A 17,575-nucleotide genomic window follows, 5' to 3' on the forward strand; every position below is an offset into this window, starting at 1 on the left:
AAAGATAAAACTTATAACTTAAAACTTGCCACTTCCCGGCTAAAACTTCTCACTCATCACTTATTACTTATTACTTTTTTTGCGTACATTTGCAGAAACTCAAAAAACAGAGAGATCCCGACGTATGGAAAACTATATTGTATCTGCCCGTAAATATCGTCCGTCTACCTTTGAGTCGGTGGTGGGCCAACGGGCATTGACTACGACACTGAAGAATGCCATTGCCACGCAAAAACTGGCGCATGCCTATCTGTTTTGCGGGCCTCGTGGAGTAGGAAAAACCACGTGTGCACGTATCTTTGCCAAGACTATCAACTGTATGACTCCTACTGAGGATGGAGAGGCTTGTAATGCATGTGAGTCTTGTGTGGCTTTCAATGAACAGCGTTCCTATAACATTCATGAATTGGATGCCGCGTCCAATAATTCGGTAGATGATATCCGCCAATTGGTAGAGCAAGTGCGGATTCCGCCACAGATCGGTAAGTATAAGGTGTATATTATCGATGAGGTACATATGTTGTCGGCCTCTGCTTTCAATGCTTTTTTGAAAACATTGGAGGAACCTCCCCGTCATGCTATTTTTATTTTGGCGACGACGGAGAAGCATAAGATTCTTCCTACTATTTTGTCGCGTTGCCAGATTTATGATTTTAACCGTATCAGTGTGGAAGACACGGTGCAGCATCTGGCTTATGTGGCTTCTAAAGAGAATATCACAGCAGAACCCGAAGCGCTGAATGTCATTGCGTTGAAAGCGGATGGCGGTATGCGTGATGCACTTTCCATCTTCGATCAAGTGGTAAGCTTTACCGGTGGACACATTACGTATAAGAGCGTGATTGAGAATCTCAATGTGTTGGATTATGAATATTATTTCCGGTTGACGGACTGCTTTCTTGAGAATAAGGTGAGTGACGCCCTGTTGTTGTTCAATGATGTGCTGAACAAAGGTTTTGACGGTAGTCATTTCATTACGGGACTTTCTTCTCATTTCCGTGATTTGCTTGTCAGTAAAGATGCTGCTACTTTGGCATTGCTTGAAGTAGGAGCCAGCATCCGGCAGCGTTATCAGGAACAGGCACAGAAGTGCCCGTTGCCTTTTCTGTATCGGGCTATGAAGCTCTGTAATGATTGTGATATGAATTACCGTGCCAGCAAAAATAAGCGTTTGCTGGTGGAACTGGCCTTGATACAGGTTGCCCAGCTTACCACCGAGGGGGATGACGTGGGTGATGGGCGTCGCCCTAAGCAAGCTATAAAACCCATATTTACGCAATCTGTTGCTGCTCAGCAGTCACAGACTGTTCCTACTACGTCGCAAACTCAACCGGTTTCTGCTGTCGTTACTCCGGTTCAGCAACAACAGCAGCAACTGCAACAACCGGCGTCTGTCCAATCTGTTCCTGTGGCTGGGACTTCTCCGGTTATTCCATCATCAGCAGATATACCTGCTTCCGGATTGAAGGTGCCGGTGAAGGAAGAGAAGAAAATTCCGGTAATGAATAAGGCCGGTTTGGGGGTTTCTATTAAGCATCCTCAGAAAGAAGCTGTTTCGCAGAGGACGACTACGCCTCAAGCATCGTCTCAGGTTCAGTCTCAGCCCGAAGAAGATTATATCTTCAATGAAAAAGATTTGAATTACTATTGGCAGGAGTATGCCGGCCAGCTTCCTATCGAGCATAAAGCGCTTGCGATGCGTATGCAGAATATTCGTCTGACGCTACTTAATGATGATATAACTTTTGAGGTAGTAGTGGATAATGAGATTGTGGCAAAGGACTTTACTTCTATGATTCCTAATGTACAAAACTATCTTCGCAGTCGTTTGAAGAACAGGAAGGTGAAGATGACGGTCCGTGTCAGTGCACCTGCCGAGAACGTACGTGCCTTCAGCAGGGTAGAGAAATTCCAGATGATGGCAAAGAAAAATGAGGCATTGTTACAGTTGAAAGACGAGTTCGGGTTAGAGTTATATTAAATCTTGCACTTCTTCTTTCTGTAATATCTCCCAGAATCTTTGTGGCAACCAGATATTGGGTATGTTTATTGCGTTTTTGAACAATGGTGCAATATCGGCAGGACGGAATCCTGCTATTCCACATCCTATCTCAGTGACGAGGAATGTTTTTTCCGGATCGTTTTGAGCAAATTTTATGAATTGGTCTATGTAGGGGCGAATCGTTCCGATGCCGCCTTGCATGGTAGGGATGGCATACGTCTGTCCTTGAAGACCCGTGCCTTGCCCCCAGACGGCTCCCCATTGGTTCATAGCCAGACGGGCGGCACCTCCACCATGATAGCCTTGCAGGTTGCTGCCGAATACGAATATCTCATTAGGCTTTAATTCTGTGATGTGATTGGGGGTGATGCGTGTATTCATGATTCAATAATTCTTAGTTGCCCGTAAAGATAGTGATTCTTTTATTAATTTTGTGAATGCATTCCGGTCGTTCGTTCAATTTATTTCTGTTATAGAGAGAATTGGCGGACTTTTGTGATATGTTTCACTAAAATAAAAGATTTATGGAAAAGCAGAAAATGCAATTTAAAACTCGGAATGTAGGATTTATTGTTCCTATTGGTCTTTATCTTCTTTTTGCCGGAATGCTTTCCTGGAGATCTGTCGTGAGTGCCAGATCTTTTCCTATAGGCGTCATGGCTACTTGAGGGATGGCTATCCCTGTCCTCACTATTCTTTCGTTGTTTTGTTCTTATCTCTTTTCTCATTTGTATACTAAAAATAAGAAATGGGGATGCTGGGGATTCATTCTTTATATTGGAGCCATTATTCTTTATATCTATCTGCTAAGTAAGAATTGGGGATTGGTATTCTGGATGTTATGTTCTAATTTGCGTTCGCTTGCTTTAGGGGTTTTATTGTATATGTCTTATGATTGGTTTCGTAAAGTACGGAGACAAAAAGAATTAGAAAAACAGAATCTTCAAAGTGAACTTAAACTTCTAAAGAATCAGTTAAATCCGCACTTTTTATTTAATGCCTTAAATAATATCGATAGCTTGATACGTTCAGATCCTGAGAAAGCTTCCAAATCTTTGGTACAGATGTCTGATATGATGCGTTATATGATTTATGAGACGAATGTTCCCGAAGTATATTTCAGGCAAGAACTGGATTATATTAAAAACTACCTTGCTTTGCAACGATTGCAATATGATAATCCGGAATTAGTATCTTATGTATTGGAGGGTGAAGCCGGTGATATATGTATCGCTCCTATGTTGTTTATTCCTTTTATAGAAAATGCATTCAAGCATTGTACGGACAAGAAGGCAAAAGAGGCTATTTGTTTTCACTTTCAAATTCAAAGTTCGGAGATACTGTTTACGGCATCGAATCTTTATGATCCGTTGAAACGTATGAATAAAGATTCTTCTACCGGCATCGGACTCAGTACAGTAAAACGGCGGTTGGATTTTTTATATGCCGGCAGATATAATTTGAGGATTAATGAAGAAAATGGTTATTTTGGTGTATCATTAATATGCTGTGCAGGGATTTGAATATGATGTGTCCGACTATTTGGGGTCTCCTTGATCCCCAATGTGGCACTTGAAAACGAACCTCTTTAAACGAAGAAATCCTCAATAATCATGATTATCAAGGATTCTCTTTGGGTGGAAGACCGGACTCGAACCGGCGACATTCAGAACCACAATCTGACGCTCTAACCAACTGAACTACATCCACCATGTTTGCGTTTCTCTAACGCGGTGCAAAGATAGATATAATCTTTTAATCTGCAAATATTAGAAGGACTTTTTTTAATAAAAAATGTACTCTTTTATTCCCTTATTATGTTTGTTGAATAGGGAGCGGGTATCCTTAGTAAAGATTTTCAAGTGGTTACGTTCTGTAACGGATAGTGAGTCTGTCGGATAATTGATCGGATATAATATGTAATTCTTCTTTCGCGATAATACCGGCCGAGAAGTCCATACTAAACCGTATTCGCAATTGGTGACGCGGGTAATGCTGTCCTTTTCAAGTTCTAATTTAAACAAAATTCCTCCGTCTGTCCGGCGGGCAGACATATTGGAAATGAAATTTCCTAAAGAATAGACTACCGCATGTTGGCTACCTGCCGTGCTGTCCGTGCGAAGTTCCATTGGCTGTACTACATGGGGATGAGAACCGATGATATGAGTTACACCTTGCTGCAATAACCAGTCTGCGAGAGAGGTCTGTTCCCGGTTAGGGAGCGATTGGTATTCTTCACCCCAATGTATACAGGCAATGAGAACATCGGGTTGGAGTGCTTTCGCTTTCCGGATGTCCAGTGCCATCGTCTCTTTGTCAATGTAATTCACAATGTTGGGAGAAGTTGCTTTGAGACCGTTTGTACCATACGTATAGTTGAGAAGTACGATGCGGAAACCGTTCTTTTCTATCATGAGCGGATATCGCTGTTCGCGTGTTTCAGCATTGGTGTATGTACCTGCATATGGGATGCGGAGGGAGTCGAGCATGAGAATGGTTCGTTCCAGACCTTTTTTACCCCGATCCAGGCAATGGTTGTTGGCTGTTATCAATACGTTGAAACCCGCTTCACGGATGGCGGAAAGATATTCGTCCGGTGCACTGAAAGCAGGATAGCCACGATATGGTTTTCCGCCGAGGGTTACTTCCAGATTGGCGATGGCAATATCCGCCCGGCTGATTTCTTCTTTGACGAATTTGAAACAATCGGAGTAATCGTATCCGGCAGGAGTACGGGCGGCATTGATTTGTCCTTGGTGTTGCATCAGGTCACCGGCAAAAAGGAGTGTGATGCGGTGGGGAAGAAGGCTGTCATCCGCATTGGATATGATCGTATCTGAAACAGCCTTGACTGTATCTCCCTTTTCCTGCGACACAGATGTGCAGGAAAAGGAGAGAAGTAAGAGAATTATGAATGAGAAATATCTCATTTATAAATGGCTTTTTTACCGGCCAACAGCGTGTTCTTCATCAACGAAACAATGGTCATAGGGCCTACACCTCCCGGCACGGGGGTGATGTATGAACACTTGGGAGCAACCTCATCAAACTTTACGTCGCCCGTCAGTTTGAAACCGGATTTTTTGCTGGCGTCGGGTACGCGGGTGGTACCTACATCGATAATAACCGCACCTTCTTTCACCATATCGGCTTTCACGAAATTAGGCTGTCCTAAGGCAGCGATAATGATATCGGCTTCCTGACATTCTTTTACCAGGTCACGTGAGCGGCTATGGCAAACGGTGACTGTTGCGTCTCCCGGGTAGGCTTTCTGCATCATGAGGGCAGCCATCGGTTTACCGACAATGTTACTGCGTCCCAATACTACGCACTTTTTACCCGATGTTTCGATTTTATAACGCTTCAGCAGTTCGAGTATGCCGTTCGGAGTGGCAGATACGTAACAGGGCAGTCCGATAGACATGCGTCCTACGTTAATGGGATGGAAACCGTCTACGTCTTTGCGATAGTCGATGGTTTCGATTACTTTCTGTTCGGAGATGTGCTTGGGCAACGGGAGCTGTACGATAAAGCCGTCCACGTCGGTATCTTCGTTAAGTTCGCGTACTTTGGCCAGCAGTTCGTCTTCGGTCACATCGCTTTCATAACGGATAAGGGACGATTTGAAACCGCATACTTCACAGGCTTTTACTTTTGCAGCTACGTATGTTTCGCTACCTCCGTCGTGTCCTACAAGGATAGCGGCCAAGTGGGGACGTTTACCTCCATTAGCCACAATTTCTGCCACTTCATCGGCAATTTCTTGCTTTACTTGTTCGGAAATGGCTTTTCCATCTATAAGGGTCATGTTCAATAGTATTTTGGTGATGGGCAAAAGTAGAATAATTTGCCGAACTCTCCAAGTCAAAGGAAAAGAAAGAAAGGAGCTTGTTTTTGTCAAGAGCTGATTTACGTATTCTTAACAAAATAGCCGGCGCTTCGCAAGAAAATGTGTGCCGCATTGTAATCCGGTTACATTTGTATCGCAACTAATAATGAAATGCATCGTGACATTACTTGTTATGTACCGTGACATGCCTTGTTATTTTGTATAAGTATTGTTCGGAAGTGCCGTAAGCACCCATCCCGGAGCCTTTGGCAAGTGATTTAAAAAAGAAAAGGAGAAAGCCGAAGCTCTCTCCTTTATAGGTGTTTTAACTGAATATACTTTATGATTACGTCTGTAAAGATACGAAATCAGAATGCAATAATCAAGCTTTTAGCCGGAAATTATCAGCGTTTCATTTTAGGCATCATCTTACCCATCTTGCTGCCTGTTACCATCTTCATCATCTTACGGGTCTGGTCGAATTGTTTCAGCAGGCGATTTACTTCCTGAATAGTCGTTCCGCTACCTTTGGCAATACGTGTGCGGCGTGAGCCATTAAGTATTTCGGGATTGGAACGTTCTTCCGGTGTCATGGAGTAGATAATGGCTTCAATGCTTTTGAATGCGTTATCGTCGATATCGATATCTTTGATGGCTTTGCCTACACCCGGAATCATGGATGCGAGTTCCTTAAGGTTACCCATCTTCTTGATCTGTGCAATCTGGCTGAGGAAGTCGTTGAAGTCAAATTGATTCTTGGCAATCTTTTTCTGTAAACGTTTGGCTTCTTCTTCATCGTATTGTTCCTGGGCGCGTTCTACCAGCGAAACGATATCACCCATACCGAGGATACGGTCTGCCATACGTGCCGGATGGAACTGGTCGATAGCATCTAACTTTTCACCTGTTCCTACGAATTTGATAGGTTTATTTACAACCGAACGGATAGAAAGGGCTGCACCGCCACGGGTATCACCGTCGAGTTTAGTCAGCACTACACCGTTGAAGTCGAGACGGTCGTTGAACTCTTTGGCTGTATTTACAGCATCCTGTCCGGTCATGGAGTCGACTACAAAGAGAATTTCATTCGGCTGGATGGCTTCTTTGATCGCTGCAATCTCTTTCATCATTTCTTCGTCTACGGCCAGACGTCCGGCTGTATCGACGATGACGAGATCATAACCTTTGGCCTTGGCCTCTTTGATAGCGTTCTGGGCAATCTCCACAGGATTCTTGCTATCCGGTTCGGAATACATCGGAACATCGATCTGTTCGGCCAGTACGCGGAGCTGTTCGATGGCAGCGGGACGATATACGTCACAGGCTACGAGTAACGGTTTACGGTTTTTCTTTGTTTTGAGCATCCGGGCCAGTTTCCCGGAGAAAGTAGTTTTACCCGAACCCTGCAGACCGGACATCAGGATAATGGCAGGTTGGCCTTTGGTGTCGATTTCAACGGTTTCTCCACCCATCAATTGGGTCAGTTCGTCGTGAACGATTTTCACCATCAACTGACTCGGTTTTACGGCGGTAAGAACGTTCTGTCCTAATGCCTTTTCTTTTACCGTGTCAGTAAAGGTTTTTGCCACTTTATAGTTAACGTCGGCGTCCAACAAGGCTTTGCGTACGTCTTTCAGTGTTTCTGCTACATTGATTTCGGTGATCTTACCTTCACCTTTCAAAATCTTAAACGACCTCTCCAGTCTCTCGCTTAAATTATCGAACATGGTTATATTAATTACGAATTAGGGTGCAAATGTACTAAAATCTCTTGTATTTATATCTTTTTATTCTGCCATTTTGCTTTTTTGAGATAAATATAGCTTGTTATGAACAATAATGTATAATACACTATCTCAATGGTAAAACACCATTCGATAGGCGCTTTCAGCCACATTCCGATAAAGATTATATACGAACCGTAGATGAGGATCGTAATGGTTTCCAGCAGGAGGGCGGCTTGTGTATTGCCTGTTCCCGATATTCCGTTGAATACGACATTGGCAACCGAAGCGATCAGCATGGCACAGCAGATGACGTACACTGAAGGGACAGACTCCGTTATCAGTGCGGCTTCGTTGGTATAGATCGAAAGCATTGCCTGCGGAAATATTGCAGTGACAATAACCAGTGCCAGCATAATGAAGAATGAAAAACGGGCTATCTTATTGATGAGCGTCATGACGTGTTGTATGCCGCCTGCACCGATTGCATTACTTACCAGACTGTTGGTTGTCGTGGCCAGTGCATTGACCGGAATCAGCATCACGATATAGATGCTACGTACGATATTGGCAATGGCAAGTTCGCGTTGTCCTAACCTCTCTACGGCAATGAAGAATACGAACCACGTAGCCATTGACAGGAAGTACTGTAACATGGTGAAGCATGAGATGCTGAGTATGCGCATCAGCAACTGGGGATCGAAGGAACGGAACCGGTTCAAGCCGTATTTTTTCAGATCGACAGTAATGTACGTGTAAATAAGGAAAAACAGGATGGAACTGGCTTCGGCTATCACAGAAGCGATAGCGGCTCCCTTGATGCCCATTTCCGGAAATCCGAAGTGTCCGAATATCATGGCGTAATCCAGGATCACGTTGACAATGGCCATGACAATGGCATTAATCGTTAGCACTTTGGTACGGGTAATGCCGATGTATAATGCGCGGAACATTACATTGACAAATGAGAAGAAGAAACCGTAGGTGCGCCAGTCCAGAAACTCCATCGTGGCATCGAATATCGATTCGGAGGATACCAGCATGCGCATGATGTTGCTTCCGAAAGCTTTGGTGAAGCCAAACAGTAACAGGGCCATGACCAACAGGAACATAACGCCCTGCATCATTACGGGACCCACGTCCGCATAGCGTCCTTCTCCATTGCGGCGGGCAATGACGATTTGTGAACCGGTACTAAATCCGAAAGCGATCGTGAAGACGCATATATAGAAAAGCCCGCCCATCGCAGAGCCTCCGAGGGCTACTTCTCCGACTCTTCCGAGAAAGGCCGTATCAGTGACATTAATGACATTTTGTGCTAATAAACTGAGGAGTATCGGGTAGCTGACACTCCAAATCTGTTTGTTGGTATACATAAATCGGCGTTTAGGTTTGCAATTTGCAAAGATAGCTCTTTTATTCGGATATGATATCGAGAGGATAAGTAAAATTAATGACAGGTCGTTCCTGTTCATCGGCCGTTATGTTGTAGCTGCCTCCGAAATGCTGCAACAAAAGGCGATTGATATCATGACGTATGCTTACTTCCTGGGAATTGAATTCCGGATCGGCCAGTGGGCTGTTGCTGATGCGGAAACATATCTGTTTGCCGGAGTCGTCACGAGTCAGAGTGAAAGTGATTTCTCTGTGTGCCGTGTTTTTCTGCGGATAAGTCAGAGTGCTGACCAATGCTTGAATGAGCCTTCCGGTATCGGTTGTGATGGGTTGCGTCTCGATATGGGTATCGAAATATATTTCTATGGTTTCTTCATTGCGCATGCGGGCCATATAGATAGCGTCATTACAGAGTGCCACAGCATCATATTCCTGTATTTGGAACTTCATCATGTTGGCTTCCAGACGCGACAAGTCCAGTACGTCATTAACCAGTTGCATCAATTCTTCGGTATTTTTCTGGATGATGGCAGAGAATTCTTTTCTTGTGTCCTCGTCCATATTCGGTTCTGATGCTATCAGTTGGGAAAATCCTACGACTCCGTTCAGTGGAATGCGAATATTATAGCTCATGTTGGCAAGGAAATGATTCTTAGTCTCATTGGCTTTTTCGGCTATCCGGGTAGCTTTGCGGGTTTCACTTTCTGCTATTTTCAGGGCTTTACGTACTCGGAAGATGCGTAACATGAAAAATACCAATACGATTAATGTCGTGCCGATAACGATAAGTACAATAAGTTGTATTTTGTTTTTCAATTGTTCCTCTTCGAGGGCTATTTTATTGATGTGATAGTTGCTTTGTATCAGTTTCATTTGTTTGTCGGAAAGCTCGGTGACCAGTGAGTCTTTCATTTGCAGTACCTTTTCATAGATGGGCAGCGCTTCCTGGCTGCGGCCGGCTTCCACGAGTATGTCCGCTTTGGCAGACAATTGGTTGACGTAGTCGGAACTGAACGCTTCCTGTAATAAGACGATTGTGGAATCCAACTGGCTAAGGGCCTTGTCATACTCTTTACAGCGCCGGTAGTACAAAGCGTATGCATCGTAATAGAGCACGCGATACATAAAATAGGTATGTGGTGTGAGATACTTGGCTCCTTTTTGTAAATGTTCAAAAGCAGGGTGAGGCTGATTCATCTCTAAATAATAATAAGCATAATAGAGTTCATTGAAGATCAACGGATCCTGAAAAGCCTCTTCCATGGTGGGATTCTTTCTTATGTAGTCTTCAAGGATACTTTTCTGTTCATCGAGATATTTCTTCAGGTTTTCAAAGTCATCTTTGGCTTTACTGAGTGAAATGAGTTGGCAAAGTACGGAGTTGTGTACAATTACGTTATCCAGTTTGGGGAGTAGCATATGGGCCTCTTCCAATGCTTTTTTCCCTTCTTCCCAACGTCCGGTACCCATGTAAGCATTTGCCAGACATTGTTTGGCACCGATTAATCCGCGCACATTGTTGGCTTCCTGTGCCTTTTGGTACATCTCGAGTGATTTATTGATGGCAAATTCGATCTGCTCTCTATAAGAATAAAGATCTATCTGGCATCTTTGTGCGTCGAAATAATAATCCCACAGATTGCCTTCGCGGACAAAAGGCTCCATCTTTTCGATCTTTTGTATTACGCTGTCCAGTTCGTTCTGGTTGTAGTAATAGATAATCTGGAAATAAAGGGCGGTTCCGGCATATTTGGGATTATTCTGTGCGATAGCTTCTTGCAACAGCATATCCGAGTAGCGGATACAGTTGGGATTGGTTTGCTCCATCCGCGTGATATCCTGTATCATTTGCAGGCGTGCAGAGTCGTGCGGCATGCTTGTCAGCAGTCTTTCCAGACTGTCTCTTTTTGCCGAGGATGGAGTAGCCGTAGGCATACCTGTTAAAAAATGGCAACTCAGAATAAGGGTAAATATCAATTGTTTCATTGGGTATTCTCCTTTCTGTTGACTACCGGGATTATGGGGTGGGTGAACATAAAACGGGCCCCCTCGGTATATTCATGATCTATCCATATCCGGCCACCGACTTGTTCGATGATAAGTTGGCAGATGGAAAGTCCCAATCCTGTGCCCTGTGCACCTTCATTTAATTTTTCAAAGCGGTTGAATATCTGCTTTTGTTTTTCCAACGGGATACCGCAGCCGGTGTCGGTGACGGAAAAGAGCGCGACCGTATCCGATTCTTTCTCGACCTCGAGAGTGATAACACCCTCTGTCGTGAATTTGGTGGCGTTGATAAGTAAATTGATGAGCAGTTGCTGCAAACGGGAGTCGTCTGTTACAAGAGGAAGTGACTCTAATGTGGTAACAAAACGTACTTCGGCTTGTGTCTGTTTCACTTTCTCTACAGTTTCTACCACGTTACGGCAGATGACCACTGCATCGCTTTCTTTCAAATTGAATGTCAGTTTTCCTACATCTACACTTGAAAGGTCGATAACGTCATTGATAAGTTTAAGGAGAAGTTCTGAGTTTTGTTGTATAATCTCGTTGCATTGCTGGCGTGTGTCATTGTCGATGGAGTCATCCGTGAGAATGGCGGAGAAACCCGAAAGAGCGTTCAGGGGAGTGCGTATTTCATGGCTCATGTTCGATAGAAAGAGACTTTTGGTTCTTGTTGAGTTCTCTGCATATTGCTGGGCTTTTTCCAATTTCTCTTTTGACAGGAATAGTCGTTTGTTCCCTTTTTTAATAAGGAAAATGAGGAGGAGGATGAGGCCTAACATGGAGAGTACTGCAAGAATTCCCCATAAGATTGTTCTGTTACGTTCTTGCTGGTTTTTAATTTCCAGTTGGTCTATTTGGTAAATGGTACGTAATTCATTAATTTGGCGGACATAGCTGAGGTTGTCCAATGAGTCTTGTAATGCACTTGTCCTCTGATAGATAAAACAAGCTTTGTCGGTTTGCCCTTGTTTCGCCAGAAGCCGTGCGCATTGGATATTCAGTTGTACGTGTTGATACGGGGCATAAGACGGACGGAGTTCGCTGATGATTTTACCGTATTGCTCCAATGCCCGGTCATATTGTTCTGTCAGTTCGTAATAGCTGGCATGCATGTAATCCAGCATAAAGTTCATATGAAAGAAATTGTTTTCTGCATTTGCACGTGTTGCTTCGGTGAGGTATGCTTGGGCTTTGTCGGGCTGATGGGTCATTATCAGATAATATGCACGGCATATGGAGGTATAAAACAGATTGGATGATGTTGGAAACTTGTCGAATAGGCTTTCGAGTTGCTTTAGATATGCATGGGCTTCGTCGATTTTTTCTATTTTAAGCAGACTTAAGATAAGATTAGGCAGGATATGTATTTTTATCAAATCCTCATCATCTGATTTATCCAATATCCGTATGGCTTCTTCGTATGAGTCGATGGCTTGTTGCTGTATGTTGGATGCCAGGTAAACATCGCCTATGGCGCGGAGTGAAAGAGCTATCCCTTTGTCATATTCCATCTCTTTGGCCTTTTGATACATGATGTGGGCTTTATCTACAGCTACGGTAATATCGCCACGATTCGCATATGCTCTTGCTACCAGTTGCTTCAGATAAAAAAGAAGATCATATCGTTTGTCGGCTTCCAATTTCGGTTCGAGTTCTTTTTCCAATAAAATAATACTGTCGGAAGACATTTCCCTATCATAAGGCAGGTTATGATCGATAAGAATCTGTAACTTTTCCAGGTATTTGGAAGTGTTATCAACAGGATATGCCGGCAGGGAACATAGAAGTCCGGCCAGCATTCCTAATATATAGTAATAGATATGACTTCTCACTACCTGGTATACTGTTTGTGATGTATTGCTGCAAAAATAAATAAAAAGAGCGAAGATTTTATAAATCTCCGCTCTTTTTATTTATTTATTTATTTTCTATTGACGGTATTCCGTACTCCGGTGTCTTTATGATTGGGATATCCGGGGGTATGTTTTTTCCGGTGTTTATCCGTGTCTGCTCTGAAGTTATGATAATCATCTTTTAGCTATTCATGCTCATCAGGAATTCGTCATTGTCTTTAGTCTTTTCAAGACGGTCTTTTACGAAATCCATCGCTTCTATCGGGTTCATGTCCGCCAGATACTTACGTAATATCCACATACGGTCGAGTGTAGTCTTATCAAGCAGCAAATCATCACGACGTGTACTTGAAGCCACAATATTAACAGCCGGGAAGATACGTTTGTTAGATAAGTTACGGTCGAGTTGAAGTTCCATATTACCGGTACCTTTAAATTCTTCAAAGATAACCTCATCCATTTTCGAACCGGTATCGATCAATGCGGTTGCGATAATGGTCAGCGAACCTCCGTTTTCGATATTACGGGCCGCACCGAAGAAACGTTTGGGTTTATGCAGTGCATTGGCATCCACACCACCCGAAAGTACTTTTCCGGATGCCGGTGAAACAGTATTGTAAGCGCGTGCAAGGCGAGTGATGGAGTCTAAGAAGATGACAACATCGTGTCCGCACTCTACCAGTCTTTTGGCTTTTTCAAGTACGATGCCTGCAATTTTTACGTGGCGCTCTGCAGGTTCGTCGAAAGTCGATGCAATAACTTCTGCGTTTACGCTACGTGCCATGTCCGTTACTTCTTCCGGGCGCTCATCGATAAGCAACATTATCATGTATACTTCCGGATGGTTGGCGGCGATTGCGTTGGCAATATCCTTCATAAGTAATGTCTTACCTGTTTTAGGCTGTGCTACGATCAGTGCACGTTGGCCTTTACCGATCGGAGAAAACAGGTCTACTACACGTGCAGACATAGAATCGGAATATCCCCCTTTGCAAAGTCTGAACTTTTCGTCCGGGAAAAGGGGAGTCAGGTGATCGAAAGGAACGCGGTCGCGTACAAATGCTGCATCACGTCCGTCTATTTTCGATACCTTTACTAATGGAAAATATTTTTCGCCTTCTTTGGGCGGACGAATTACACCTTCTACTACATCTCCTGTTTTCAGACCAAATAGCTTGATTTGTGATTGGGATACATAAATATCATCCGGAGATGAAAGGTAATTATAGTCCGAAGAACGTAGGAATCCATAACCATCCTGCATGATTTCCAATACGCCTGTACCGGTCAGGATGTCATCGAATTCATAAGGCTTTTCACGCTCTATGACTTTACGTTCCGGTGCCGGTACATTTTCACCTGCATTTTGTTGTTGCGCAGGTCTTTGCATAGGCAGACGGGGATTGTTGTTATTTCTTGGAGCGTTATTATTATTGTTAGCGTTATTATTGCTGTTATTATTATTGTCACGTGGACGTATAACACGGGGGCGCGGTTGGTTTTGCGCTTGTTCAGGGGCAGGAAGGGTGATTGTTTCAGCCTTGGTCGATTCGAATTTACCGAATAATTCAGTTGGTAATTCTACTTTTTCAGATGGAAGATCTTCTATAGGAATGAAGTCGTCATCAGAGCTTTCCGACAGGATTTTACTTTCTTCATCAACAACGGCCGGAGCTTTGGGCTTGATAATCGGTTTGGAAATCGGTTTAGAAGCAGGCTTAGAGATTGGTTTGGAAGCCGGTTTCGCTTCCGTTTTCTTTTCTTCTTCCGCTTTCTTGGTTTCCGTTACCACCACTTCTTTTTCTTCTTTAGCGGCAGGCTGTTCTTCTACCGGTTTGTTTACTACTGGATTTTTGCGTGGACGTCCTACTTTCTTTTTCGGAGCGGCTGCAGGAGTCTCTGTTGCGGGAGTAGCGGTTTCTTGTTTTACAGTAGCGGCTTCTTGTGCTTGTGCTTTAGTTGCCGGAGCCGGTGCAGTTGTTTCTGCCTTGGTTATCTCACCGTTTTTGGTAGCAGAAAATACTTTGTTTTCTTTCTTCACTGCTACGCGTGACCGTTTTTTCTTGTCTTCGTTTCTTTCCTCTTTCAATTTATCTGCCGCAACTTTCTTAGTAGCGCCGGCGATAGCTTGTTCATCAAGGATTTTGTAAACAAGTTCTTCTTTTTTTAGTGAGTCTGTCTTTTTTATACCCAGTTCGTGGGCAATAGTTTGTAGTTCCGACAAATCTTTGTCGTTCAATTGGATAATGTTATACATACAGTATAGTAAGTTATTAATATTTTTCTGTTCAGCTGAAATATGAACAACACAACAGGACTTCACTTGTCACTGGTCATGTGAACATATGCTTTAAATTATGAATCTGGGATATTTCTGTTGAATTGGATATCTGGTTGTTTCCCTCTGGTGAGAAATAGCAGAGTGTTTCAACGGCGCAAAGATAATAAATAATTCTGGTTTCATAAATAAATCATCATTTTTTTCATTTAAAAGTGTATCTTTGTTACTTAAAATTGAACATTATGATAGTTACTGAAGCTCATCTTATTTATTTTTCGCCTACCCACACATCTAAACAAGTAGGTGAAGCAATTGTTCACGGAATAGGAATAACTAATTTTTCAACGACCGATTTAACCTTAAAACCGGTTGAAGAAATGGAGCTTCCGACTTCTGCATTGGCTGTTGTGGTAGTTCCTGTATATGGCGGACATGTAGCTCCGTTGGCAATGGAGCGTCTGGAAAGTATCCGGGGTAACGATACTCCGATAGCATTGGTGGTGGTTTATGGTAATCGTGCTTATGAGAAAGCTTTGACGGAACTGGATGCCTTTGTTTTGCTGAATGGATTTAAGGTAATTGCCGGGGCGACTTTTATAGGTGAACACTCTTATAGCAGTGCGAAATATCCGATTGCGGCAGGGCGTCCTGACTCTAATGATTTGGAATTAGCAGTGGAATTCGGCAAGAAATTGAAAGCCAAAGTAGAAGCAGCTTCCAGCCTGGAAACTCTTTATCCGATTGATGTCCGGGCTATTCCCCGGCCGCGACAACCTTTTTTTCCGTTATTTCGCTTTTTGCGTAAGGTGATAAAACTACGTAAGAGCGGTGTGCCTTTGCCGCGTACACCGTGGTTGGAAGACGAAAGTCTTTGTACGCATTGTGGTGCATGTGTACGTCATTGTCCGACAGGCGCCATATTGAAAGGTAATGAAACACAAACGGATGTAGAAAAGTGTATTAAGTGTTGTGCTTGTGTTAAATCATGTACGCAACAGGCGAGAGTGTATGATACTCCGTTTGCTGTGTTGCTTTCGCAGTGTTTTACCCGGCAGAAAGATCCGAAAACAATCTTATAGTCTATCAATAAAAATCTTCTTTCGCACGCTGAAACCGAATAACGGAAAGCAAGCGGAAGAGGAATTGGCACATTATTCCTCGTTAATCTTTAGGATGATTACTCTTTTTGTGTTCCCGTCTATTCGAAAACGATTGTCGGTCCGTTCTCCTATTACCCAAGCTATTTTGTCCCCGCAGCATAGAATCCATTGTTGTTCTTTCCGGATGACGGAGAATTTTCTGTCTGTCAGGTAGTCGCTTACTTTTTTCTTTCCTTTCATTCCAAAAGGGATAAAGGTATCTCCCGTCTGCCATTTTCTTAAGCTGAGTTTTTCGACTAATTTGTCAGCATCAAAGTAGGCAATGTGTTTGTCGCGGGAAATAATAAAATCCCTTGTGTATTCTCTTTCTTCTCTGATTAGTTTGAAAGGAGGGTATTCTTTTTCTTCCTTTTTGTCTATCAGCAGATATTCTCTGTCTTTCGTTATTCTCCAACCTTCTTTGCTTATAAATTGTTTGCCTGCTTGTTTATTTAATGCAGTCAGAATGTTTTTAGTTTGTGCCGGGTTGAATCCCAACGGATAGAGTATTTCGAATAGCAGTGTTTCCGGGGCGGGTTCGTTTAGCAATGCAGTGATACGGATATTGCCTTTTTCCATTATCCGTTGTTTCCCTTCATCTATACCTTTATTATATATACGCACTACATCGTTCAGATAATTACTGGTATCGATAATATGTTCTTTTGCTGCCGGATTAATTTCCTGCATAAGTGGCAACAGGTTCAGACGTATTTTGTTGCGGGTGTATTCGTCTTGCAGATTTGTACTGTCCGTCACGTATTGCTGACCGGTGCTTTGCAGGTAATCAATAATTTCTTTTCGGTCGATACATAAAAGCGGCCGCGCGATATCTCCGTTTTTAGGCCGTATTCCCAATAATCCGTTTATTCCTGTCCCACGTATAAGATTAAGCAATACCGTCTCTACGCTGTCATCTTGATGGTGAGCCACGGCGATGACATCGGCATTTGTCTGTTTTTTTATCTCTGCAAACCAGCGATAGCGCAATTCACGCGCTGCCATTTCAATCGATATTTTATTCTCGGTTGCATATTGTTCTGTCTCGAAATGCACAATATGCAAGGGTATTTTCATTGTCGCACATAAATCCCGAACGAACCGTTCATCCCTGTCTGATTCTTCCTTCCGTAGATGGAAGTTGCAGTGTGCGGCTTCGCAATTATATCCCAATGTATGAAGAATGTGTAACAATGCCACCGAATCGGCACCACCGCTCAATGCTACGATAATGTGGGCATTTGAAGAAAATAAATGCTCGTTATCAATATATTGTGCAACCTTTTTACGTATCATGTTGCAAAGATAAACATATTATAAATAATTTATAAAATGATTCGAATAA

At 43.1% G+C, this 17,575-nt stretch carries 12 protein-coding genes and 1 tRNA gene; 3 read left to right on the forward strand and 10 right to left on the reverse strand.

Annotated features, from left to right (window positions below; all coding sequences use genetic code 11):
* Positions 1-124 precede the first annotated feature (124 nt).
* Complete coding sequence (locus tag HMPREF1532_RS12875) at positions 125-1,981, forward strand: DNA polymerase III subunit gamma/tau (protein WP_005930184.1); 1,857 nt, start codon at positions 125-127, stop codon at positions 1,979-1,981.
* On the opposite strand, the gene HMPREF1532_RS12880 is transcribed toward HMPREF1532_RS12875, so the two are convergent.
* On the reverse strand, positions 1,973-2,383 hold the full coding sequence (locus HMPREF1532_RS12880) for an A1S_2505 family phage non-structural protein (RefSeq protein ID WP_005930188.1): 411 nt from the start codon (positions 2,381-2,383) through the stop codon (positions 1,973-1,975). The two genes, HMPREF1532_RS12875 and HMPREF1532_RS12880, sit on opposite strands and share 9 nt — an antisense overlap.
* 290 nt (positions 2,384-2,673) lie before the next feature.
* Here HMPREF1532_RS12880 and HMPREF1532_RS12885 point away from each other — a divergent pair, with 290 nt between their 5' ends.
* A complete protein-coding gene (locus tag HMPREF1532_RS12885; protein WP_005930194.1) occupies positions 2,674-3,525 on the forward strand; it encodes a sensor histidine kinase in 852 nt (283 codons plus the stop codon).
* A 112-nt stretch (positions 3,526-3,637) separates the two neighbouring features.
* Here HMPREF1532_RS12885 and HMPREF1532_RS12890 read toward each other — a convergent pair.
* The 8 genes from HMPREF1532_RS12890 to rho form a co-directional block, all read right to left on the reverse strand.
* Positions 3,638-3,713, reverse strand: a tRNA-His gene (locus tag HMPREF1532_RS12890).
* Between the two features lie 73 nt (positions 3,714-3,786).
* Positions 3,787-4,932 (reverse strand): CapA family protein, encoded by a 1,146-nt coding sequence (locus HMPREF1532_RS12895; RefSeq protein WP_005930198.1) that lies wholly within the window; start codon positions 4,930-4,932, stop codon positions 3,787-3,789.
* Positions 4,929-5,810: a bifunctional methylenetetrahydrofolate dehydrogenase/methenyltetrahydrofolate cyclohydrolase FolD gene (gene folD / locus HMPREF1532_RS12900; protein WP_005930201.1), complete on the reverse strand. Its 882-nt coding sequence runs from the start codon at positions 5,808-5,810 to the stop codon at positions 4,929-4,931. Before folD ends, HMPREF1532_RS12895 begins: the two co-directional genes overlap by 4 nt.
* 425 nt (positions 5,811-6,235) lie before the next feature.
* A complete protein-coding gene (gene ffh / locus HMPREF1532_RS12905) occupies positions 6,236-7,558 on the reverse strand; it encodes a signal recognition particle protein (RefSeq protein WP_005930203.1) in 1,323 nt (440 codons plus the stop codon).
* Positions 7,559-7,608: 50 nt separating this feature from the next.
* Positions 7,609-8,931, reverse strand: a complete 1,323-nt coding sequence (locus HMPREF1532_RS12910; protein WP_005930206.1) for an MATE family efflux transporter — start codon at positions 8,929-8,931, stop codon at positions 7,609-7,611.
* Between the two features lie 40 nt (positions 8,932-8,971).
* A complete protein-coding gene (locus HMPREF1532_RS12915) occupies positions 8,972-10,936 on the reverse strand; it encodes a tetratricopeptide repeat-containing sensor histidine kinase (protein ID WP_005930210.1) in 1,965 nt (654 codons plus the stop codon).
* Positions 10,933-12,756, reverse strand: a complete 1,824-nt coding sequence (locus HMPREF1532_RS12920) for an ATP-binding protein (protein ID WP_044094577.1) — start codon at positions 12,754-12,756, stop codon at positions 10,933-10,935. Before HMPREF1532_RS12920 ends, HMPREF1532_RS12915 begins: the two co-directional genes overlap by 4 nt.
* Positions 12,757-12,991: 235 nt before the next feature.
* Entirely contained in the window at positions 12,992-15,067 is a 2,076-nt protein-coding gene (gene rho, locus HMPREF1532_RS12925) for a transcription termination factor Rho (RefSeq protein WP_005930215.1), read from the reverse strand.
* Positions 15,068-15,333: 266 nt separating this feature from the next.
* Here rho and HMPREF1532_RS12930 point away from each other — a divergent pair, with 266 nt between their 5' ends.
* Positions 15,334-16,170, forward strand: coding sequence for a 4Fe-4S binding protein (locus HMPREF1532_RS12930; protein ID WP_005930219.1), 837 nt, complete (start codon positions 15,334-15,336; stop codon positions 16,168-16,170).
* 72 nt (positions 16,171-16,242) lie between these two features.
* On the opposite strand, the gene tilS is transcribed toward HMPREF1532_RS12930, so the two are convergent.
* Positions 16,243-17,526, reverse strand: a complete 1,284-nt coding sequence (tilS, locus tag HMPREF1532_RS12935; protein WP_005930222.1) for a tRNA lysidine(34) synthetase TilS — start codon at positions 17,524-17,526, stop codon at positions 16,243-16,245.
* Positions 17,527-17,575: the final 49 nt, after the last annotated feature.

The organism is Bacteroides salyersiae WAL 10018 = DSM 18765 = JCM 12988 (assembly GCF_000381365.1).
Classification (GTDB): domain Bacteria; phylum Bacteroidota; class Bacteroidia; order Bacteroidales; family Bacteroidaceae; genus Bacteroides; species Bacteroides salyersiae.

Coding starts and splice junctions, on each gene's coding strand:
- folD (WP_005930201.1), bottom strand. CDS start 5,810: ATGACCCTTATAGATGGAAAAGCCATTTCCGAACAAGTAAAGCAAGAA.
- HMPREF1532_RS12895 (WP_005930198.1), bottom strand. CDS start 4,932: ATGAGATATTTCTCATTCATAATTCTCTTACTTCTCTCCTTTTCCTGC.
- HMPREF1532_RS12885 (WP_005930194.1), top strand. CDS start 2,674: ATGGCTATCCCTGTCCTCACTATTCTTTCGTTGTTTTGTTCTTATCTC.
- HMPREF1532_RS12915 (WP_005930210.1), bottom strand. CDS start 10,936: ATGAAACAATTGATATTTACCCTTATTCTGAGTTGCCATTTTTTAACA.
- HMPREF1532_RS12930 (WP_005930219.1), top strand. CDS start 15,334: ATGATAGTTACTGAAGCTCATCTTATTTATTTTTCGCCTACCCACACA.
- HMPREF1532_RS12910 (WP_005930206.1), bottom strand. CDS start 8,931: ATGTATACCAACAAACAGATTTGGAGTGTCAGCTACCCGATACTCCTC.
- HMPREF1532_RS12880 (WP_005930188.1), bottom strand. CDS start 2,383: ATGAATACACGCATCACCCCCAATCACATCACAGAATTAAAGCCTAAT.
- HMPREF1532_RS12920 (WP_044094577.1), bottom strand. CDS start 12,756: ATGCTGGCCGGACTTCTATGTTCCCTGCCGGCATATCCTGTTGATAAC.
- tilS (WP_005930222.1), bottom strand. CDS start 17,526: ATGATACGTAAAAAGGTTGCACAATATATTGATAACGAGCATTTATTT.
- rho (WP_005930215.1), bottom strand. CDS start 15,067: ATGTATAACATTATCCAATTGAACGACAAAGATTTGTCGGAACTACAA.
- HMPREF1532_RS12875 (WP_005930184.1), top strand. CDS start 125: ATGGAAAACTATATTGTATCTGCCCGTAAATATCGTCCGTCTACCTTT.
- ffh (WP_005930203.1), bottom strand. CDS start 7,558: ATGTTCGATAATTTAAGCGAGAGACTGGAGAGGTCGTTTAAGATTTTG.